At 72.3% G+C, this 19,402-nt stretch carries 17 protein-coding genes and 2 pseudogenes; 16 read left to right on the forward strand and 3 right to left on the reverse strand.

The window, feature by feature from the left end:
* Positions 1-427: 427 nt before the first annotated feature.
* The 7 genes and pseudogenes from ACWCXX_RS35100 to ACWCXX_RS35130 form a co-directional block, all read left to right on the forward strand.
* Positions 428-925: pseudogene (locus ACWCXX_RS35100) on the forward strand (transposase); the annotation flags it as partial.
* A gap of 360 nt (positions 926-1,285) precedes the next feature.
* The gene (locus ACWCXX_RS35105) at positions 1,286-1,948 is read left to right on the forward strand and encodes a CBS domain-containing protein (protein ID WP_451134454.1); all 663 of its coding nucleotides are present in this window, start codon (positions 1,286-1,288) and stop codon (positions 1,946-1,948) included.
* A 59-nt stretch (positions 1,949-2,007) separates the two neighbouring features.
* The gene (locus tag ACWCXX_RS35110) at positions 2,008-2,700 is read left to right on the forward strand and encodes a CBS domain-containing protein (RefSeq protein WP_451134456.1); all 693 of its coding nucleotides are present in this window, start codon (positions 2,008-2,010) and stop codon (positions 2,698-2,700) included.
* A gap of 106 nt (positions 2,701-2,806) precedes the next feature.
* Positions 2,807-3,406, forward strand: a complete 600-nt coding sequence (locus ACWCXX_RS35115; RefSeq protein ID WP_451134458.1) for a CBS domain-containing protein — start codon at positions 2,807-2,809, stop codon at positions 3,404-3,406.
* Positions 3,407-3,419: 13 nt separating this feature from the next.
* Entirely contained in the window at positions 3,420-4,043 is a 624-nt protein-coding gene (locus ACWCXX_RS35120; protein WP_451134460.1) for a CBS domain-containing protein, read from the forward strand.
* Positions 4,044-4,115: 72 nt separating this feature from the next.
* Positions 4,116-4,193: pseudogene (locus tag ACWCXX_RS35125) on the forward strand (hypothetical protein); the annotation flags it as partial.
* A gap of 41 nt (positions 4,194-4,234) precedes the next feature.
* Entirely contained in the window at positions 4,235-5,038 is an 804-nt protein-coding gene (locus tag ACWCXX_RS35130; protein WP_451134462.1) for a universal stress protein, read from the forward strand.
* Between the two features lie 33 nt (positions 5,039-5,071).
* Here the strand turns inward: ACWCXX_RS35130 and ACWCXX_RS35135 are convergent, their stop codons facing one another.
* From ACWCXX_RS35135 to ACWCXX_RS35145, 3 genes are all read right to left on the reverse strand, one after another.
* A complete protein-coding gene (locus tag ACWCXX_RS35135; RefSeq protein WP_451134464.1) occupies positions 5,072-6,100 on the reverse strand; it encodes a zinc-binding alcohol dehydrogenase family protein in 1,029 nt (342 codons plus the stop codon).
* Positions 6,101-6,314: 214 nt separating this feature from the next.
* A complete protein-coding gene (locus ACWCXX_RS35140; RefSeq protein WP_451134466.1) occupies positions 6,315-8,717 on the reverse strand; it encodes a glycoside hydrolase family 65 protein in 2,403 nt (800 codons plus the stop codon).
* The gene (locus ACWCXX_RS35145) at positions 8,714-9,130 is read right to left on the reverse strand and encodes a hypothetical protein (protein WP_451134468.1); all 417 of its coding nucleotides are present in this window, start codon (positions 9,128-9,130) and stop codon (positions 8,714-8,716) included. Before ACWCXX_RS35145 ends, ACWCXX_RS35140 begins: the two co-directional genes overlap by 4 nt.
* A gap of 298 nt (positions 9,131-9,428) precedes the next feature.
* Here ACWCXX_RS35145 and ACWCXX_RS35150 point away from each other — a divergent pair, with 298 nt between their 5' ends.
* The 9 genes from ACWCXX_RS35150 to ACWCXX_RS35190 all read left to right on the forward strand — a co-directional run bounded on the left by ACWCXX_RS35150 (position 9,429) and on the right by ACWCXX_RS35190 (position 19,401).
* Entirely contained in the window at positions 9,429-10,082 is a 654-nt protein-coding gene (locus ACWCXX_RS35150) for a CBS domain-containing protein (protein ID WP_451134470.1), read from the forward strand.
* A gap of 294 nt (positions 10,083-10,376) precedes the next feature.
* A complete protein-coding gene (locus ACWCXX_RS35155; protein ID WP_451134472.1) occupies positions 10,377-11,378 on the forward strand; it encodes an Acg family FMN-binding oxidoreductase in 1,002 nt (333 codons plus the stop codon).
* Between the two features lie 85 nt (positions 11,379-11,463).
* Positions 11,464-12,339, forward strand: a complete 876-nt coding sequence (locus ACWCXX_RS35160) for a universal stress protein (protein WP_451134474.1) — start codon at positions 11,464-11,466, stop codon at positions 12,337-12,339.
* Positions 12,340-12,838: 499 nt separating this feature from the next.
* Positions 12,839-15,166, forward strand: coding sequence for a heavy metal translocating P-type ATPase (locus ACWCXX_RS35165; protein ID WP_451134476.1), 2,328 nt, complete (start codon positions 12,839-12,841; stop codon positions 15,164-15,166).
* Positions 15,167-15,382: 216 nt separating this feature from the next.
* Complete coding sequence (locus ACWCXX_RS35170) at positions 15,383-15,841, forward strand: Crp/Fnr family transcriptional regulator (RefSeq protein ID WP_451134478.1); 459 nt, start codon at positions 15,383-15,385, stop codon at positions 15,839-15,841.
* 360 nt (positions 15,842-16,201) lie between these two features.
* Positions 16,202-16,645 (forward strand): hypothetical protein, encoded by a 444-nt coding sequence (locus tag ACWCXX_RS35175; RefSeq protein ID WP_451134480.1) that lies wholly within the window; start codon positions 16,202-16,204, stop codon positions 16,643-16,645.
* Positions 16,642-17,571 carry a hypothetical protein gene (locus ACWCXX_RS35180; protein ID WP_451134482.1) on the forward strand — a complete coding sequence of 310 codons (930 nt, stop codon included), beginning with the start codon at positions 16,642-16,644 and terminating at the stop codon, positions 17,569-17,571. Before ACWCXX_RS35175 ends, ACWCXX_RS35180 begins: the two co-directional genes overlap by 4 nt.
* A complete protein-coding gene (locus ACWCXX_RS35185) occupies positions 17,558-19,003 on the forward strand; it encodes a V-type ATPase 116kDa subunit family protein (RefSeq protein WP_451134484.1) in 1,446 nt (481 codons plus the stop codon). The genes ACWCXX_RS35180 and ACWCXX_RS35185 overlap by 14 nt, the downstream gene beginning before the upstream one ends.
* Positions 18,988-19,401, forward strand: a complete 414-nt coding sequence (locus ACWCXX_RS35190) for an ATP synthase subunit C (RefSeq protein WP_451134486.1) — start codon at positions 18,988-18,990, stop codon at positions 19,399-19,401. The genes ACWCXX_RS35185 and ACWCXX_RS35190 overlap by 16 nt, the downstream gene beginning before the upstream one ends.
* The last annotated feature ends 1 nt before the right edge of the window (position 19,402 follow it).

Consider the following 19,402-nt stretch of genomic DNA (forward strand, 5'->3'; position numbering starts at 1 on the left):
CGAGCGCGGCAGCCTGCCCGGCTTGCCCGAACTCTTCTCGTCCGACATGGGACGACGTTAAGGAAGAGACCGCGTTCCGGCCACACGGGGATCGCCCTGCCGTTGTTGTCGTGTGTTGTCGAGCCGCGCTCGCCCGCGTGAGTGCCCGTGCCGGATTGCGGCCACGATGAAGACATGGCTCCTGGCGGTTCGGCAGACCGCTTCGATGCGCTCAGGGCCCTGACAGGCCGACGTGGTCGGCCGGCTGCCCGGATGATCGAGACGCTGGCGGAGGCCAGAACAGGAACGACGGACAACCCTGAAGTGTGGGCTCCAGCGCTCACTGCCCATGCCGGTCTGCCCGCTGCCGCCGCGCTCGGACCGGCCAGTTACTACGCAGATCTCGCGACCCCGCACGGCCGCCGTCATGTCCGAGTCTGTTCCTTAGGGTCGGCGTGGCGTGACGCCGGTCGTGACGGTCGGCCGGCGCCGTTCGGGACGCCTGTCGGTGGCCGGGCTGATCGCTGTGCGGCCCGGGTCACGCACCCGGCTGGTCTCCCATCCGGCGGGCAGGAACAAACGCCGCAGCATGAGCGAGCGCGACTCCATCGCGCTGATCGACGGCGCCCACCATCTCGTCCGTGCGCCGATCGTGTTGGCCGGGGACCGGCTCAACACGCATGTTTCCCGCCGGATGCGGGAGTTGACCGACCAGCGGGAATGGCTGGCGGTGTTCCTGCTGCCTGCCTGTTCGCCCGGCCTCAACCCCGTCGAGTGGGTGTGGGCGCACGTCAGGCACAGCCTCGCCACCCTGGCCGTGATCGCTCTCGACCGTCTCGAGACGCTCGTCCGCAACCGGCTCAAACGCCTCCAATACCGGCCGGGCATCCTCGACGGCTTCGTCACCAAAACCGGCCTCCCCCTCGATACCCCCACCTCCCCCTGAAAAGCCGAGGCCAGCAACATCCTGTGGGCCCTGATTCGTGACGGACGATGCCACCAAGTGACACCCCCTGTCACTCATGCGGCTTGACTTCAGCATTGGGAAGCCCCCACCGGAGCCGCTGAAAGGTTGGCTCTCGGCCCCTGCGAAGAGAGCCGTTCAGGCCCGCCCAGGGTCCGGTGGACCCTGCCGGGGGAATCCTGCGGGCCCCAGGTGCCGCGGTGCCCGAACCAAGGTCCGACCGGTCCCGGTCACACCCCATTCGGCCCTCCTGTTCCCGTGCGGCCCGAAGGATCGTGGTCAGTGAACAGCTTCCGGCATCGCGTCCGGGTGAATCTCTGCAAGGCAGCAGGGGGTGCCGCCATGAAGCACATCAGAGTAGGAGACCTGATGACCGACGATGTCGTCTCGGTCGTCCCTTCCACCTCCTTCAAGGAGGTCGCGAAACTGCTCGCCCAGCATGACATCAGTGGACTGCCCGTGGTCGGGGACGAGGACCGGGTTGTCGGTGTCGTCTCCGAGAGCGATCTGCTGAGCCGGCAGGCGGCACGGCGTCCTGATGCCGGTGCCACGGCCCCGTCCGGAGCAGAGTGCACCGTTGCCGGGATCATGTCGGCGCCGGCGGTGACCATTCACGCGGTGGAGAGCGCGCCGGAGGCCGCCCGGCTGATGACGCGCAGCGGTGTGGAGAGGCTTCCGGTCGTGGACGACGAGGACAGGCTTGTCGGCATTGTCACTCGGCGGGACCTGCTGCGTCTCTTCCTCCGGCCCGACGCGGAGATACGGCAGCGCGTCGTCCAGGACGTGCTGGTGAGCACCATGGGGCTCGGCCCCGACGCAGTCACCGTCCACGTCGTGGACGGTGTCGTCACCCTGGAAGGCCGGCTGGAGAGCCACCGCCAGATCACGGTCCTGACCAGCCTTGCCGAACGGCTCGACGGTGTGGTCGCGGTCGTGAACCGTGTGACCGCCCCCGTGCCCGCCTCCCTCCAGGAGGTCACGCATGGTCCGTCCGCCGGGTGGTGAGGCCGCGCTGCTGCCGTCGCCCGTCACGGCACGCCCCTGCACGAAAGGGAGATCGGATCATGATGCATCGCACCGTTGCAGAAGTCATGACCCGGGACGTGGCCACGGCCAGCCCCGAAGCATCGCTCAAGACGGTCGCCTGGAGCCTGGCCTACAACGATGTCTCGGCCCTGCCCGTCGTGGATGCCCGCCACCGTCCCATCGGCATCGTCTCGGAGGCCGACCTGCTCCGCAGGGAGGCGGGCCTGCCGGAGGCGGAGGGCCGTGACCAGCCACGCGGCACGGCGGCCGTCGACCCCCACGCCATGGACGCCCGCACCGCCGCTGATCTCATGTCCACTCCCGTGCTCACGGCCCGGCCCTCGTGGGGCATCGTCGAGACGGCGCGCTTCCTGACCGAGCGGGGCGTCAAACGCCTTCCGGTGATCGACGACACCGGCACGCTCGTGGGCATCGTCAGCCGCTCGGACCTGCTGCGCCCCATGCTCCGCCGCGATGACGCGATACACGAAGAGATCGTCGACGAGGTCCTGGGCCGGACTCTCCGGCTGACTCCGGGCGGCGTGACGGTCACCGTTCGGGAAGGAGTCGTCACCCTGAGCGGCACGGTCGAGGAGCGCTCGACCATTCCGATCGTCGAGCTCCTGTGTCTCTCCGTCGACGGTGTCGTCGGTGTCGACCAGTCCCTCGCATACGCCGTGGACGACCTGCGGCCGGATCGCGGTCCTGCGCCTGACACCAACCCCACCTGAGCGTTCACGCAGCGGCAACAGGGCCGAGCAGTTCCCGGGGGCCCTGCCAGCGGGCGCCGACGATGCCGACACCCAAGACACAGGGCCTCATGTTCCTGGAGGAACCATGAAGCATCTGCGTACCGTCGACGACGTGATGACGCACGCCGCCGTCACGGTCGACCGCGGAGCGCCGTTCAAGGACATCGTGGAGGCCATGCGGCACCGACGGGTCCGTGCGCTGCCCGTCGTGTCCGACGAGGGACGCGTCCTCGGTGTGGTCTCCGCGGCGGACCTTCTGCTCAAGGCACGGGGCGGAGACGAGTCCCGCGCCGTCACCGCCGGTCAGCTGATGACCGTCCCTGCCGTCACGGTGCCCCGCGACGCGGGCATGGCGGGAGCCGCGCGGCTGATGGCCCGCGGACATCTCAAACGGCTGCCGGTCGTCGACGGCGGACGGCTCGTGGGCGTGGTCAGCCGGGGTGATCTGCTCAAGATCTATCTCCGTCCGGACGAGGACATCGCCCAGGAACTGCGCGAGCTGATCACGACCCAGCTGATCCCTGCGGGCTCCGCGACCGTGTACGTCCATGTGTCCGACGGCATCGTCCGTCTGAGCGGCGCCGTCCCCGACCCGTCACTCGGTGACGTGCTGGTGCGTGCCGCGCGCACGGTGCCGGGAGTGGTGGACGTCTCGGCCCGGTTCGGGTCCGAAGTTCCCGCGTGAGAGGAGGGCGACGATGAGGCATCGCAGCGTCTTCGACCTCATGACGCCCGCAGTCGTCAGCGTCCGGCGCGGCACCGCCTTCAAGGAGATCGTCCGGCTCCTCGACGAGTTCGGTATCACCGCCGTGCCCGTCGTGGACGAGGACGGATGCCCCGTGGGCGTCGTTTCCGAGGCCGACCTGTTCCACCGGCACGACACCGGCAACACCGCCGTCGATCTCATGACTCACCCGGTGATCACCGCGGCTCCCGGGTGGAGCGCGGTCCGCGCCGCTCGCGTCATGGACGAGCACAAGGTCAAACGGCTCCCGGTCGTCGACGACGAGGGCCGGCTGATCGGTGTCCTGAGCCGCAGCGACCTCCTGCAGCTGTTTCTGCGCAGGGACCACGCCATCCAGGAGGAGATCCTCGAAGACGTCCTGACCCACACGCTGCGGCTCAGTCCCTCGTCGCTGACCGTCGAGGTCACCGACGGTGTCGTGACCCTCAGCGGCACCCTGGCCCGGCGCAGCCTCCTCCCCGTCGTCCTGCGTCTGTGCCGGAGCGTCGACGGAGTCGTGGATGTGATCGACCGGCTCGGCCACGGGCAGGACGACCTGCCCGACGAGGTGCAGACAGACACCGGGCAGCAGCGATAAGAGGGTCTGACCCGCCGGTGCGTACGCGAGTTCCTCACCGACCCGAAGCAGCCCTGCCCGAGGAGGGCCATCATGGACCGGCGTATCGTCGTCGGCCTCGACGGATCCGCGGAAAGTGTCGCGACAGCCCATTGGGCCGCGCGGGAAGCGCTCCTTCGCAGCGCTTCTCTCCATCTCGTCCACGCCGAAACATGGTCTCCGCCCCCGGCGTTCCCGCGGCCGGTTCCGCAGAGCGCCACCGGGCGGCCCGGACCCTCCTGCGTGAAGCTTCCGACGAACCGCTGGACCGGCACCCGCGACCGAACATCAGCGCCGAACCGTTCGACGGACAGCCGGCGGCCTCACTGGCCCGTGCCACAGCGGGCGCGAGCATGCTGGTGCTCGGCTCCCGGAAGCCGGGCACGCTCAGGGGTTTCGTCCTCGGTTCCGGTGGCAGGGCCGTCATCCACTGCGTGGAGCAGCCCGCCGTCCTGGTACGCGCGACCGAGGACGCGCTGCCGCACGCCCAGGGCCGGCACCTGGACCGCGGCGTGGTCGTGGGCGTCGACACCGGCCGGCCCTGCGACGCCCTGCTCTCCTTCGCGTTCGCCGAGGCATCACGGCGGGGCCGCACACTCCATGCGCTGCACAGCTGGATGCCGCCCCCTCCGGCCGGGTCCGGATACGCGTACAACCCTGAAGTCAACGCCCGGATCGCCCAGGTCGAGCGCACCGACCTGGACGACATGCTGCGACCCTGGCGGCACACGTACCCGGCTGCGGGCGACGGTCGGACCCTCCTCCGAGCAACTCCTGGAGGCAGGCTCCGAGGCGGGGCTGAGGGTCGTCGGCCGCCGCATCCGCCGGCCCTCGGCCGGCACACACATCGGCCCGGTCACTCACGCGGTTCTCCACCACTCCACCGCCCCCGTCGCCGTCATCGCTCACACATGACGACGTCGTCCTGCCGGACTGCGGCCAGCTCCTGGTCCGGATGCGTTGCCCGGCTGCCGTGACGGACTGCGGCGGCCGCCCGGCCGGAACGAGGCTCAGCCCGGGACGAGGACGGCGGCGCCGCTGACCCGGTCGGCGGCCAGATCCCTCAGGGCCCGGTCGGCGCGGTCCAGGGGGTACGGGCTGACGGTGACCCGCAGACCCGTCCGTGCGGCCGTGTCCAGGAAGTCACGGCCGTCCTGCCGGGTGTTGGAGGTGACACTGCGCAGATCGCGTTCCTCGAAGAGGTGGCGCCGGTAGTCGAGTACGGGAATGTCGGTGAGATGGATGCCCGCGACGGCGAGCGTTCCCGAACGGTCCAGCGCCTCCAGTGCCACGGGCACCAGGTCACCCACCGGTGCGAACAGGATCGCCGAATCCAGCGGCTCGGGCGGACGGTCATAGGCACCGCCCACGGAGGAGGCGCCCAGGTCTGCGGCGAGTTCACGGGCTCGTGCCGAACGGGTCAGCACGTGCACGGTCGCTCCTTCGGCCAGGGCCACCTGCGCCGCCAGATGGGCCGAGGCCCCGAAACCGTAGATCCCGAGCCGGCCGCCGGGCGGCAGGGCGCTGCGGCGCAGGGCGCGGTAGCCGATGATCCCGGCACACAGCAACGGCGCCAGCTCTGCGGCCTCCTGGTCCTCCGGGAGCCGGTAGGCGTAGGCGGCCGGTACGAGGGCGATGTCGGCGAAACCACCGTCCGCGTCCCAGCCGGTGTAGAGGGAGGCCGGGCAGAGGTTCTCCCGGCCGGCACGGCAGTAGCGGCAGTGGCCGCAGGTGCTGCGCAGCCACGCTCCACCGGCCCGGTCACCGAGCCGGAAGCCCGTGACGGACTCACCGACGGCGGCCACCCGGCCGACGATCTCATGGCCGGGAACGGTCGACGCCCGGTGCGGGGGCAGGTCGCCCTCGGCAAGGTGCAGGTCCGTGCGGCACACACCGCACGCCTCCACCCTCAGCAGCAGTTCACCAGGCCCCGGCGGGGGCATCGCACGCCGCACACGCACCAGCGGGCCGTCACCGATCGGACCGGGGCTCCCTACAGCCCACCCGGTCAGCGTCTCCGGTGCCGGTACGCGCGCCATGCTCCCAGCCTGGCGCCGGCCGACAGGTCCGGCAAACGCTCACCACGGGCCACCGGGCCGCAGCCGCACGCCGCCCCGTCCGGCAACCGGCCCGACGAGCGGTTGCCCCTCGGGGAGGACTGAGAAATGCGCCCGTGCCTGCTCGCACAAAGGCCCCGGGCGAGTCGAGCGATCCGGTGGTCGTCCCAGCGGACCGCGCGGGGCCTGCGAGGAGTCAGCGCACGGGCAGGCGGAACCAGTGCTGCTCCCCCGCGGCCACGGTCACCAGCCGCCCGCCGGGCAGGCACACGATCAGCGGGGCGGCCAGCCGCGAGCGGGGCGCGCGAATCCCCAATCGGCCCGGCAGCAGCCGGACACGGATGCCTCTGTGCCCGCGATGGCAGAACGTGAACGTGCAGCGCGGCACCTCCCTGAGCGGAATGGGATCGACACGGAGCCCGTCCGCGCCTGCCTCCAGTCCTGCGACGCCCCGCTCGACGAGATCGAGGGTGCCTGCCATGGCGCCGAGGTGAATGCCTTCGCCGGTGGTGCCGCCCTGGACATCCGCCACATCGCTGAGCAGGGCTTCCTCGCAGTACCGCCAGGCGTCCGGGCCTCTCTCGCGCGCGAGTACCCAGCCGTGCACCAGGCTGCTGAGGGTCGAACCATGACTGGTACGGCCCAGGTAGTAGCCGACCGTCGCGTGCCACACTTCGTCGTCGAGCCGGTATCCGAGACGGTCGAAGAGTGAGCGCAGTTCGGCGGGGCGGAAGAGATAGCCGAGCATGAGCGTGTCGGCCTGCTTGGACGCCTGATAGCGATTGACCGTGTCCCCCTCGGATTCCAGGATCCGGTCGAGCCGACGGATGTCGCAGTAACGGGAGCGGTAGGCGTCCCAGTCCAGTTCGGCCAGCTCGCCGTAGCCCTCGAACTGGCTGATGACACCCTTGTGGAACGGCACGTACAGCCGACGGGAGATCTCCTCCCAGCGGCTCGGGGTCCCGTCGTCCAGGCCGAGCCGCTCGGCCAGTTCCCGTCGACGGGCCTCGGGGAGCCCGCGGAACACCTCAAGTGCGCGTGCGAGCACCCAGGCCGCGGTCACGTTGGTGTACGCGTTGTCGTCGATCCCGGGATCAACGGCGCCGGGGTAGGCGTCGTGGTACTCGTCCGGGCCCACCACACCGCGGATGCGGTAGCGCCCGATACCGGCGTCGTACGTGGCCACGGATCCCCAGTAGCCGGCGATGTCGAGCAGCAGTTCCGCCCCCGGCCCCTGGACGAATCCGGTGTCGCCGGTGCTCTGCCCGTACCGCCACACGTTCCAGGCGATGGCCGATCCGACGTGGTGCTGCAGGTGCGAGTGGTCGGGCAGCCAACGGCCGGAGCGGGGGTTGAGATGCAGTGTCTGCGTCTCCTCGGCACCCGAACTCCCGCTCTGCCAGGGGAACATCGCCCCTCGCGAGCCCGCCCGGCGGGCAGCGTCACGGGCCGCGGGCAGGCGACGGTGGCGGTACATGAGAAGGCTCCGCGCCACTTCCGGGAAGTGCAGGGTGAGGAAGGGCAGTACGAACAGCTCGTCCCAGAAGACGTGCCCCCGGTACGCCTCGCCGTGCAGGCCCCTGGCGGGCACCCCGACGTCCAGCTCGGCCGTGTGCGGGGACAGCGTCTGCAGGACGTGGAAGAGATGGAGCCGGAGAATGCGTCCGGGTTCGCCCGGTACCGTCAATTCGCCCTGACTCCACAGGTGTTCCCAGGCCGCGCGGTGGGACGCCAGCAGCACCTCGAACGCCGCCGTATGCGACACGTGCTCGACAGCAAGCGGCAGCGGGTCGCCAGGAGGACGGTCCAGCGATGTGTACAACGCGGCCCACTTCACCACAGCGGCGGAACGCCCGCGGGAAACCGGCAGCCTGAATCTCTGGACCGTTCCGGTCGCCGAGCAGCTCGACCCCACCGCCACGAGCGGCCGCGACGATGTCCGCACGGCAACGGCGACCCGGATCCGGGACGAACGGGTCCGGCAGGACAGCCAGGCCACACCGTCCGCCTCGACTCCGGCGCGGTGGCCGGTGAGATGGCTTCCGCCCAGCCCCCGGTACCGCTCGACACCGGCGTTGGTGACGTCACCGTCGATGACGGACTCGACCTCCACGGCCCCGCTCCAGCCGTACCCGTGAAAGGTCGTTCTCTGGGCGGCGAGATACGGGTCGCCCATGTGGACGATTCTCGTGTGGGTGACGCCGAGCCGACGCCCGTGGCCGTCCTGGAAGAACAGGCGGCGGGTGAGAACGCCGCCCCGCAGATCGAGCGACACCTTGTGACGCCGCAGACTCGGATCATCGGGCGTGAGCCACTCCCCCGCCGGCCCGTCGTCCGGCAGACAGCGGTAACGCAACCGCGCCCAGTCGGGCAGGTTGACCATGTCCTCGTTACCGACCCGTTCTCCCGCGGCCTCCGAGAAGAGCCGGTCGTAACACCCGGCCGCGTAGGTACCGGGATAGTGGACCGCGTCGGCAGACGACTCGGGCGCGGCGCCCCTGGTGGCGAATCTGCCGTTGCCGAGCGTGCACAGGGCCTCGGTCGTCCGCTCCGCCTTGGGGTCATAGCCGTTGAAGTCCCAGGAATGTGCTGTGTTCATGGCCGGGCCGGGGCGATGGTCTCGTTGTGCTGCGGTCCTCCCAGTGCCACCTCGGGCGCACCGGTGTCCGCGGCGTGGGAGAACACGTCGTGGAACCCCTCCGTCTGCCCGGCCTCGAAACGGTGGGTGATCAACAAGGACGAAGGCAACCGCCCGACGGCCTGCCAGGCTTCGGCGAGGTCGACGACGACACGTCCGGGGCTGTGGGGGCTGGCGGCGTGCCCGATGGGGCCCGCACCGCCCACGAGGACGGTACCGCCGGGCCGAACGCCGCCGTTCGGCGCCCCGACCTGGCATGCGGCCGGGAGGACGGCATCGGCAAGACTCACCACGTCGACGGCGTCCTGGACCAAGGGGTCCGGAACGTCCTGCCACGCGGTCCGTCCCGGGCCCCGGAGAGCAAGTGTCTTCACAATGCCCCCTCTTCCTGGGTCCCCGATGAGGTTCTCCCCCAGGCTGCCCCGGCGCGGGCCGGTTCCACATGGGCCGGTCGGTCCCCGCCGGGACCTTTCGGGCCCCTCCCGCCCCGGCCGGTCCTGCAGCCCCTTCCCTCCGGTGCGAGGCTGTGAATGAAGGACGGGGGACACACCGTTCGCGCCGCGGGGCCTCGCCCGTCGCGGATCCGGCGCCACGCCCCCGTCGGCCCCCCTCCGCCCCTGTTCGCCCGCGACGGCGCTCGGCCGCTCGCCCACGCCCATCGAGGAACCTGCCATGACCTCCACCCGGTACACCGTCAACGACGTCATGACGGAGGCCGTCGTCACCGTCACACCCGCCACGGAGTTCAAGGAGATCGCCGACGCCATGGAGCGGTGGCAGGTCACCGCCGTACCTGTCGTCGAAGACGGGGACCGCGTCGTCGGCGTCGTCTCCGAAGCCGACCTGCTCCCGAAGGAGGAGTTCCACGACTACCCGCCCGGCATGATCGACCACATGCGCCGCCTGGGCGACACGGCCAAGGCCGGCTCGGTCCGGGCCGAGGAGCTGATGACGAGTCCCGCCATCACGATCGAGCCCGGCGCGCCCCTCCCGCAGGCCGCCCGGCTCATGGCCGACCGGCGTGTCAAGCGCCTCCCGGTCGTCGACGCCGACGGCAGGCTCAAGGGGATCGTCAGCCGCGCCGATCTCCTCAAGATCTTCCTGCGCCCCGACGACGACCTCGCCGCCGAGATACGCCGCGAGGTCGTCGACCGCCTGTTCCCCGACTCGCACCGGGACGTGAAGGTCGGCGTCACCTGGGGTGTGGCCACGCTCACCGGTCACGTCCCCGACGCCGCCCTCATTCCCGTCGCCGCCCGCCTCGCACAGTCCGTGGAAGGCGTCGTCAGCGTGGAGTGTCGACTCGAAGGCCCGGAATCGGCCTGAGGTCTTCCGTTCGGGCCCGGCCGGGCCCGGGAACGGGGTCCGGTGTGCGCAATCGCAGGGCGGAGAGGGAAGCCGGACGAAATCCCCCTGCTCCGGCAGAGCCGGGAGCCCGGGGAAGTGCCGGGGCACACGGGCCCGGCACGGTCCGGACGGGCGGCCCCGCCCGAGCGCACGCAGGTACCCCTGCCGAGGAGCCGTCCGGTACCGGGCGTGGGACGAACGGCCCATACGTACCGGGCGGCGATCCGCTTCATACTGAAGCCATCGCCCTTCCCGACCTCCGGGAGACCCCCGATGCTCACCGAAGCACTCGACGACACCGCGCTGGCCGGCCTCGTCGCCGATGCCACCGCCGCCCCGTCCATGCACAACGCCCAGCCCTGGCTCTTCCACTACGGACGTCGAAGCCGCACCCTCACGCTCCGGGCGGACTTCGAGCGCGCGATGCCGGAGGCCGACCCCTCCACCCGAGCCCTTCACATCGGCTGCGGCGCGGCCCTGCTCAACCTGCGGGTGTCCGCCGCGCATCACCGCCTGGACGCAGTCACCGCGCTGCTGCCCGTGCCGTCGGACCCCGCCGTACTGGCGACCGTCCGTCTCGGCGTCCGCCCCGACGCGCCACTGGAACCCGCCGAGGAAGCCCTCGCCGTTCTCCACCCGGCGGTCAAGGACCGGCACACGAGTCGCTACCCGTTCGACGAACGGCCGGTCCCCGACGACGTCCGGGCGCGTCTCGCCGACGCGGCCCGTGCCGAGGGCGCGGACTTCGCGTTCCTGACCCCGGTCCACCTGGAGACCGTGCTCGGACTGATCCGGGACGCCGAGGGGTACGACCGCGGCGCCCCGGAGCGGGAGGCAGAGCAACAACGCTGGACCCGGGACACGAGGAGCGAGGCTCCCGTGGACGGAATCCCCGACTACGCCTTCGGCCCCCGCGACGCCTCCGAACGAGCCACCACACGCGACTTCGCCGGGACCCGGGTCGTCCCGGGCCGGGCCCGCGTCCTGTTCGAGAACCGGCCTCAACTGGCCCTGCTGAGCACGCCGGACGACCACGCCGCGGACTGGCTGCGCGCCGGTCAGGCCCTGGAACGCGTTCTGCTCACCGCCACGCTCCATCGGGTGTCCACGTCGTTCGCGACCCAGCCCCTGGAATGGCCGGACCTGCGCTGGATTCTGCGCGACCCGGTCTTCGGCACAGGACACCCGCAGATGATCATCCGTCTCGGGTACGGGCCGAGCGGGCCGCGCACCCCACGGCGTCCCCTCGACCATGTGCTGACCGTCGAACCTTAGAAACCACGACCGCGACCCGCGGAAACCAAGACCACACACATCGCAGCAGCAGGCAGCCATCCGAACAGGAAGGGCGGTGGGAGCCGTGCAGCTACCGGTAGTCGTCGGAGTGGACGGTTCGGAGGGCAGCCTCCGTGCCCTGGACTGGGCCGCGGCGGAAGCGGCGCGCTCACGGCTTCCCCTGCGCGTCGTCCATGCGTCGTTGTGGGAGCGCTACGAAGGCATGCGTCCCACCTTCGACACCGGGCGTCCGGCCGAGCAGATCCTCGCCGAGCATCTCGTCGCATCCGCGCAGGAGCGTGTGCATCGTCTCCGGGCGGAGGTGAAGGTGATCGCCGACGTGCAGCCCGAGGATGCGTCGGACGCCCTGGTGCGCGAGAGCCATGAGGCGGCCCTGGTCGTCCTCGGCTCCCGGGGCCGTGGCCGGATCGCCGGCATGCTCCTGGGTTCCGTGAGTCTCGCCGTCGCGGGCCGGTCCCACTGTCCGGTGGTCGTGATCCCGGCGACGGCACCGGGAGTCCGGCCGGAGCCGGGCCGCGTCGTCGTCGGAATCGGCGACGCCCCGGGGCCGTCGGCAGCCGCCCGTTTCGCACTCTCCCGGGCGGCATCGCGCCACGGCGAACTGATCGCCGTACGTGCCTGGCGCTGCCCTGCCCACGAAACCGCAGATCATCCGCTCCTCGTCAGCTCCCCGGCCTCCGCGCACCGTCAGCAGGCCGAGAATCACCTCGAAGACGTCCTGGCCGTACTGGAACGCACCGGGCCCGATGCCGCTGTCCGCCGATCCGTGGTGCAGGGACCTGTGCACCAGGTGCTCATCGAGGAGGCCGCGGAAGCGGAACTCCTGGTAGTCGGCGCTCGCCGTACCGGCCGACACCGCGGTCCGCACCTCGGACCGGTGAACCACGCGGTATTGCACTATGCCTCCTGCCCCGTCGCCGTCGTTCCGGACATCCACTGAGCCGAGTCGTCCCGGACACCCGCCGAACGCCTGAGCACGGCGCCGGCACGGCCGTCCGCACCCTGGTGCCAGGAACCGGGTGAGCCCGGCTCCCTCACCGGCCTCTCCCGGGACCCCGTACCCGGCATCGACCACGACGGCCGCGGCTCCGGCGATCCGGCGCAGCAGCGCCCGAGGCAGGTCGAGCCCTCTGCCCGCGGACATGTCGGCATCCAGCAGGAGAGCCGCCTTCGCAGGCACCCTCCTCGCCGCGTCCAGCCGTGCCTGCGGATCACCCAGCACGGCAGCCGACCCGAACGGGCGGCATGAATGCCGCTGCGGGCTTCGCCGCCGCGCCGGTTCGCCCGCCTCGGTCACCGCACCGGGCCCGGAGCGCGAAGAATGTCTGTACGGCCCTGGTCACAGAGCCGTTCGTCCCCTGCCGCAGGGCCGCCTGGCCGGGGTGTGATGGACAAGGACGGGACCGCAGGCAACGATGCCGGACGGACAGGGGTACATCATGAACCGCTCCGCCCTAGTCACACGGCTGCGCTCTCCGGCCGGAGCGGTCGCCTCACGGCTGGAGCCCGCGCTGCTGACCGTCACGTCGGCGGCCCTCGCCGCAGGAGGTGCCGCCCGGCTCACCGGCGACGAGGGCCTCGCCGACCTGCTGTGGGGCCTGGGCACCCTGGTCGCGGTCCCACCGGCGGTGGGCTGGGTGGTCACCGCGCTCCGCCACGGCCGTACGGGTGTCGACCTGATCGCGGTCCTCGCTCTCGGAGGCACCCTTGCCGTCCGTGAGTACCTGGCCGGGGTGCTCATCGCGCTGATGCTGGCCACCGGACGAACGCTGGAGGCGGCAGCACGGCGGCGCGCCTCGCACGACCTGCGTGCACTGCTGGAGCACGTGCCCCGCTCCGCGCGACGCCGTACAGCGGACGGCGTCGCCACGGTTCCGCTGAGCGAAGTCGCCGCGGGTGACCTGCTCGTCGTGGGTCCGGGAGAGGTCGTCCCGGTGGACGGGAGGCTGGAGGGCGGGGCGGCCGAGCTCGACGAATCCGTGCTCACGGGCGAGTCCCTGAGCGTGGAACGGCCGGTGGGCGACACCGTCCGCAGCGGTGTGGTCAACGCCGGCGGCGCCTTCGAGCTGCGCGCCACAAAGACCGAGCAGGACAGCACGTACGCTGCGATCGTGCGACTGGCCGAGCAGGCCGGGGCCGGGTCCGCGCCCGTGGTGCGGCTGGCCGACCGCTACGCGGCCTGGTTCCTTCCGCTCACCCTGGCGGTGGCGGGAGCGGCCTGGCTGCTCAGCGGCTCGGCGGTCAGGGCGGTCGCGGTGCTGGTGGTCGCGACCCCGTGTCCGCTGTTGCTGGCCGCGCCGGTGGCCATCGTCTCCGGACTCTCCCGGGCCTCGCGCCTGGGGGTGGTCATGCGTGACGGTGGCGCCCTGGAGAACCTGGGCCGGGCCCGTACCCTGCTGCTCGACAAGACCGGCACCCTCACCCGCGGCCGTCCCCGCGTCGTGGATGTGCTCGCCGCACCCCGATGGCAGCCGGCGGAGGTACTGAGGCTTGCCGCTTCGCTGGACCAGTACTCACCCCATGTCCTGGCCGCGGCGATCGTCGACAGCGCGCACGAACGGAAGCTGACCCTGTCCGTCCCGTCCGATGTCACCGAGGAGCCCGGCCGGGGTGCTTCGGGCACCGTGGACGGGCACCGGCTCTCCGTCGGCCGCTTCGACACGCCCGGCGCCCGCCCGCCCTGGGCCAGGGCGGTGGACAACCGTGCGCTTCTCGACGGCGCGGCCGTGGCCTGGCTGACCGTGGACGGTGGTCCGGCGGGGGCGGTGCTCCTCCGGGACCCCCTGCGCCCCGACGCCGCACGGACCCTGCGCCATCTGAGGGCCGCCGGCATCGAGCGGCTGCTGATGCTGACGGGCGACCGCGCGGAGCCGGCCGGCGAAGTGGGGGCCGTCCTCGGTCTGGACGAGGTCCGCGCCGGGCTCGACCCGGGCGGCAAGGTCGCCGTCGTACGGGCCGAACGCGAGCGCGCGGTCACCGTCATGGTGGGGGACGGCGTGAACGACGCCCCCGCGCTGGCCGCGGCGGACATCGGTGTGGCGATGGGCGCCCGCGGCTCCACCGCCTCGTCGGAAGCGGCCGACATCGTGCTGACCGCCGACCGGGTGGACCGGCTCGCCGACGCCGTCTTCGTCGCCGTACGGGCCCGGCGGATCGCCGTGCAGAGTGCCCTGGGCGGAATGGCGATGTCCCTGGCAGCGATGGCCGCGGCCGCCTTCGGCCTGCTGCCGCCCGCCCCGGGTGCCCTGCTCCAGGAGGTCATTGACGTGCTGGTCATCCTGAACGCCTTGCGCGCGCTGCGCGTGGACCGCACAGCGCGGCCGGCGCTGACGCCCGCGGCCGAGGAACTCATCCACCGCTTCGCTTCGGAACACGACGACCTCCAGGACGTGCTCGAAGCGGTGCGCGATTCGGCAAACCGTCTCTCGGACGGTTCCGGACCGCAGGCTCTGGCTGCCGTCGAAGGAGTGCACCGGCTGCTCACCGACCGGCTCCTTCCCCACGAGTACGCCGAGGAGCACGAGCTCTACCCCGCACTCGCGCCCACTCTGGGCGGGCCGGAGTCGACGGCCACCATGAGCCGTGCCCACACCGAGATCGAACGCCTCTCCCGCCGCATCGCGACCCACCTGCGGCTGGCCCACGCCGAGGGCGGCTTGTCCCCCGGTCAGCTCGACGACTTGCGCTGCTGCCTGTACGGGCTGCACACCGTCCTCCGCCTGCACTTCACGCAGGAGGAGGAGAACTACTTCTCACTGGCCCCGTGAGGACGACCGGGGCCGGCACTTTGCCCGGCCGGTGCGCCGTGACAGCGGACGGGCGGCCCGGCTGCCGGGGCCGGCCGCCGAGTGGCCTGGGCATGCCGGTCCTCGCCGCAGACGCAGAGGGGGCGGAACGGGCCCTGATCGGAGCCGATCGGCCCGTGATGGCGGGCCCCACAGGCGCTCACGCTGGAAGCAGAGACCACGAAGGGAGCCGGTGTGATGACTTCCGCCACCACCATGACCACCGCCTTGTCCACCGAGCACCGCGAGCGCCTGATGCGCCTCGCCCGCGAAGTCTCCTTCGACGCGGGCGCCCGCCTGTTCGAGGAGGGGCGGCACGCCGACCACTTCTGGATAATCCGCACCGGCACCGTCGCCCTCGACCTGCATGTGCCGGGCCGTCGTCCCGCCGTCATCGAGTCGGTCGGACGCGGCGAACTGGTCGGCTGGTCCTGGCATTTCCCGCCCTTCGCCTGGCACCTGGGTGCCGAGGCGATGAGCCCGGTACGGGCCTGGGAGTTCGACGCGGAGGCGGTCCGGGCCGTGTGTGCCGAGGACCCGGAGTTCGGCCGGGCGATCGCGGTCTGGGTCGGCCGGGTGGTCGCCCAGCGACTGCACGCCTCCCGGATCCGGCTGCTCGACCTCTATGCCCCCTACGGCAGCGGCGGCCTGACGTGACCCTTGGGCGGCATGCGCACCGGCCCGCACCGGCCGAGTCGCGGGACGGCACGCCCCTGGGCCGCGCCCCCGTACCCCCGGGTCTCCCCGTACCGTCGTCTTCCGACGGTGAGGAGGTTCCTCACCTCGGCGACATCAGCGTTGCCTTCCGCCTCCGCCACCGGCCGGAGGCATGTACCCGGCCGGCTCCACGATGCCGTCATGCACGGCCGCTTCCGCCGGTCCCGGTCTTCCGCTCCGGCCGCCCTTCCTCCCCGGGAGCCGGACGGCCCTGGTGGAACGGCGTGACGGCCCCATCCGGTGCGGGGTGGAACGGGAGCGGTGAGAATGAAGGAGCAGCCGACCGACGGGAGGCACCCGATGGGTCTGCGTAACTTCCTGGAGCGGTTCCGTCCGGCGGGCACACCGGGAGCGTCCGCCACCGGCGTGCCCGCCGACCGTACGGCCGAACGCACCGCGGAGCTGGAGCCCGCTCTCGCACGGCTGGTGGATGTACAGCGGGAGGCGGCACAGATCCGGGCCTCGGCGGACGAGGCAGCAGCAGCCGTGCGGCGGGACGCCGCGCGGGAGGCGGCGGAGCTGATGGCGGCGGCCCGGGAGCAGGCTCCCGAGCTCCGTCGGCAGGCCGCGGAATCCGTCCTCCGGGAAGCCCGGCGGGATGCGGACGCCCTTCGCGCCGCAGGAGACCGCGCTGCTTCGGCGGTCCGGAGGCAGGCCGGGGAGCGCATTCCGGAGCTGGTGGACCGCGCGGTGACCGACGCACTGCGCCAGGCCGGCGGCCCCGGCCGGGGCGGAGTGCCATGAGTGCGGGCTGGACCGCCGGGGCGGTGCGTGCCAGGGCCCTCGTCGCCCGGCATCCCGGCGCGGTCGGTGCGCGGGAGGTCGCGGCCTGTGAAACGCTCGACGGCGCCCTTCAATGCCTGACGGCGACGCCGTACGCGAGAAGCACGCGGACGGCGGCCGGCCTGCCCGAAGTCCAGCGGGCGGTGGCCGCCACGCTGCTGTGGCACCTGCGGGTGCTGGCCGGGTGGCTGCCCCGGGACGGTGTCCGTCTGCTCGTTCCGCTGGCAGCGGGGTTCGAGATCGCCAACGTGGCCTCCCGGCTGCCCGCGCCGAACGGTCCCCGCGCGGATACCCCGCAACCGTACCGGCTCGGGGCCCTGGAGACCGCCTGGCGGAATCTGGCGCGTGCCGGCACACCCGCGGAACTGCGGGCGGCCCTCACCGCCTCGCCCTGGGGCGATCCGGGTGGTGACACACCGTGGGCCCTGGTCACGGGCATGCGGATGGCCGCGGCGCGGCGCACCGCCGTCGCGGTGCCGCCGGCGCGCCGATGGGCCCGGGGGCGCGCCGCCCTGGTGGCGGCCCGTGAACGATTCGTGCACCGGCGCTCTCTGCCGGAGCCCGCGCGGCGGGACTCGGCCCGGCTGCTCGGAGCGCGGGCACCGGCGGCCGACTCGTACCAGGAGTTCCGCGAGTGCCTTCCTCCGACGGCGGGCTGGGTGCTGGCGGGGGCCGAGGACCCGGGTGCTCTGTGGAAGGCCGAGGCCCACTGGTGGCGGACGGTGCACGCCGACGGGGCGGCAATGCTGCGCGAGGGCCGCCACGGGCCGCGGGTGGTCGTGGGGGCGGTCGCGGTGCTGTCCGTGGACGCCTGGCGGGTGCGAGCGGCACTGGAGGCGGCGGCGCGCGGCGGAAGGCCCCTGGAGGTCTTCGATGCCCTGGTCTGAGGTGATGACACCGGTCCGGATGCGCCGCGTGGCGGTGATCGTCCCGGAGGCGGCCCTGCGAGACACGCTGGTGCGCATCGCCCAGGCGGGGTGCGTGGAACTGGACCGCCCCGAGGAAGCTGCTCCGGGAGCAGCGGCGGTGCGGCTGCAGCGGCTGCGGGGAGGTGCCACGAAGGCCACCGGGCCGGGCGGCGCGGGCCCGGCCGTCCTCGCCGCCGAGGCCCCCGATCTCGATCTGCTCCAGGAGCTGGGCGACGTCGAGTTGCTGGCGGGCGAGGCTCAGCTGGAAGAGCTCAGGGAAGGCGTTGTCAGGCACGGGGAGGTGGCCGCGCTGGCCGGGTGGTGCCCGGCTGCCGAGGTGTCCCGCGTCGCGGACCGGCTGTCCGCTGCGGGCGGCGCGCTGGTACCGCTGCCGTCCCCGCGCGGCGCGGATCCGCCGACGCTGCTGCGGTCGGGCGGTCCCGCGCCCTTCACGCCGCTCGTGACGACGTACGGCACACCGGCCTACGCCGACCTCGACCCCTCGTGGCCGACAGGTCTCGCCTACGTCGCGATGTTCGGAATCATGTTCGGTGACGTGGGCCATGGGGCGCTGCTGGTCCTCGGCGCGCTCGCGCTCCGCCTCGGCCGGCCCCGCCGACTCGCCGCGCTGCGCCCGCTGTGGCCGTTTCTGGCGGGCGCGGGGGGCGCCGCCGTGGTCGCGGGCGCAGCCTACGGAGAGTTCTTCGGTCCGACCGGACTGCTGCCGGTCCTGTGGCTGAATCCGTTGGACAGCCCGGCCCGGCTGCTCGCCGCCGCCGTGGTCCTCGGAGCGGGGCTGCTCACCGTCGCGCATGCCGCCGGGGCGGTCAACCGGGTGCGGGAGCACGGCTGGGGAACAGCCCTGTACGCGGCCTCGGGCTGTGCCGGGCTGCTGTTCTACCTGGGGCTCGCACTGGCCGCCGCGGGGCTGCTCCTGCATCGGCCGCCTGCGGTCGTTGCCGGGGCCGTGCTCGGGGCGACCGGGCTGGTCCTGGTGGCCCTCGGACTGTTCCGGGCCACAGCGGGCGGCGCGGCCGGATGCGCCGAGACAGCTGTACGACTGTTCGACGTCGTCGTGCGTACGGGCACCAACACCCTGTCGTTCGCCCGGCTCGCGGCCTTCGGCCTCACCCACGCGGCGCTCGCCGACCTGGTGTGGCGGGGCACCCTCGGCCTGGCCGGGCGCGGCGGCGTCGGAGTGGCCGGCGCCGCGGTGCTGTTCGCCGTGGGCACGGCCCTCTCGTTCGCCCTGGAGGCCCTGGTGGCGGGTGTGCAGGCCCTGCGGCTGGAGTACTACGAGCTCTTCTCCCGTCTCTTCGAGGCGGAAGGTCGGCCGTTCTGCCCCTGGCACGTTCCTGTGGCGGAATCCGCCGACCGTGCTGCGAAGGTGATCCCATGCTCACCTGGCTGATCGTCCTGCCTGTTCTGGCCGCGGTGCTCGGCGCCGCCCGGCTGCTGCGGCGACGCAGGGCGAGACACGCCTTCCGGTGGCTGCTGGCCACCAACCTGGTGCTGCTGGGCGGCGCCTGTGTCGTCCTGGCCACGGCTCTGACGGCCCCCGCGCAGGCTTCGGCCCAGGCCGCCGCGTCCGGCGGAGTCAACGGGTCCGCCTTGATCGGGGCGGCCATCGCCGTGGCCGGCGCGTCGATCGGGTCTGCGATTGCCGTGGCGTACACGGGCGCGGCGGCGCTCGCCGCGCTGAGCGAACGCCCGGAGATGTTCGGCCGGGCGATGGTGATCGTCGGGCTTGCGGAGGGCATCGCCGTGTACGGCCTGGTGGTGGCGATCCTGCTGATCGGAAGGGCCTGAG

Source organism: Streptomyces sp. NPDC001732, assembly GCF_053596315.1.

Bases quoted from the DNA above. Each gene is read 5' to 3' on its own strand.
- ACWCXX_RS35105 (WP_451134454.1), top strand. From the start codon at position 1,286: ATGAAGCACATCAGAGTAGGAGACCTGATGACCGACGATGTCGTCTCG.
- ACWCXX_RS35110 (WP_451134456.1), top strand. From the start codon at position 2,008: ATGATGCATCGCACCGTTGCAGAAGTCATGACCCGGGACGTGGCCACG.
- ACWCXX_RS35115 (WP_451134458.1), top strand. From the start codon at position 2,807: ATGAAGCATCTGCGTACCGTCGACGACGTGATGACGCACGCCGCCGTC.
- ACWCXX_RS35120 (WP_451134460.1), top strand. From the start codon at position 3,420: ATGAGGCATCGCAGCGTCTTCGACCTCATGACGCCCGCAGTCGTCAGC.
- ACWCXX_RS35130 (WP_451134462.1), top strand. From the start codon at position 4,235: ATGGTCTCCGCCCCCGGCGTTCCCGCGGCCGGTTCCGCAGAGCGCCAC.
- ACWCXX_RS35135 (WP_451134464.1), bottom strand. From the start codon at position 6,100: ATGGCGCGCGTACCGGCACCGGAGACGCTGACCGGGTGGGCTGTAGGG.
- ACWCXX_RS35140 (WP_451134466.1), bottom strand. From the start codon at position 8,717: ATGAACACAGCACATTCCTGGGACTTCAACGGCTATGACCCCAAGGCG.
- ACWCXX_RS35150 (WP_451134470.1), top strand. From the start codon at position 9,429: ATGACCTCCACCCGGTACACCGTCAACGACGTCATGACGGAGGCCGTC.
- ACWCXX_RS35155 (WP_451134472.1), top strand. From the start codon at position 10,377: ATGCTCACCGAAGCACTCGACGACACCGCGCTGGCCGGCCTCGTCGCC.
- ACWCXX_RS35165 (WP_451134476.1), top strand. From the start codon at position 12,839: ATGAACCGCTCCGCCCTAGTCACACGGCTGCGCTCTCCGGCCGGAGCG.
- ACWCXX_RS35170 (WP_451134478.1), top strand. From the start codon at position 15,383: ATGACTTCCGCCACCACCATGACCACCGCCTTGTCCACCGAGCACCGC.
- ACWCXX_RS35175 (WP_451134480.1), top strand. From the start codon at position 16,202: ATGGGTCTGCGTAACTTCCTGGAGCGGTTCCGTCCGGCGGGCACACCG.
- ACWCXX_RS35180 (WP_451134482.1), top strand. From the start codon at position 16,642: ATGAGTGCGGGCTGGACCGCCGGGGCGGTGCGTGCCAGGGCCCTCGTC.
- ACWCXX_RS35185 (WP_451134484.1), top strand. From the start codon at position 17,558: ATGCCCTGGTCTGAGGTGATGACACCGGTCCGGATGCGCCGCGTGGCG.
- ACWCXX_RS35190 (WP_451134486.1), top strand. From the start codon at position 18,988: ATGCTCACCTGGCTGATCGTCCTGCCTGTTCTGGCCGCGGTGCTCGGC.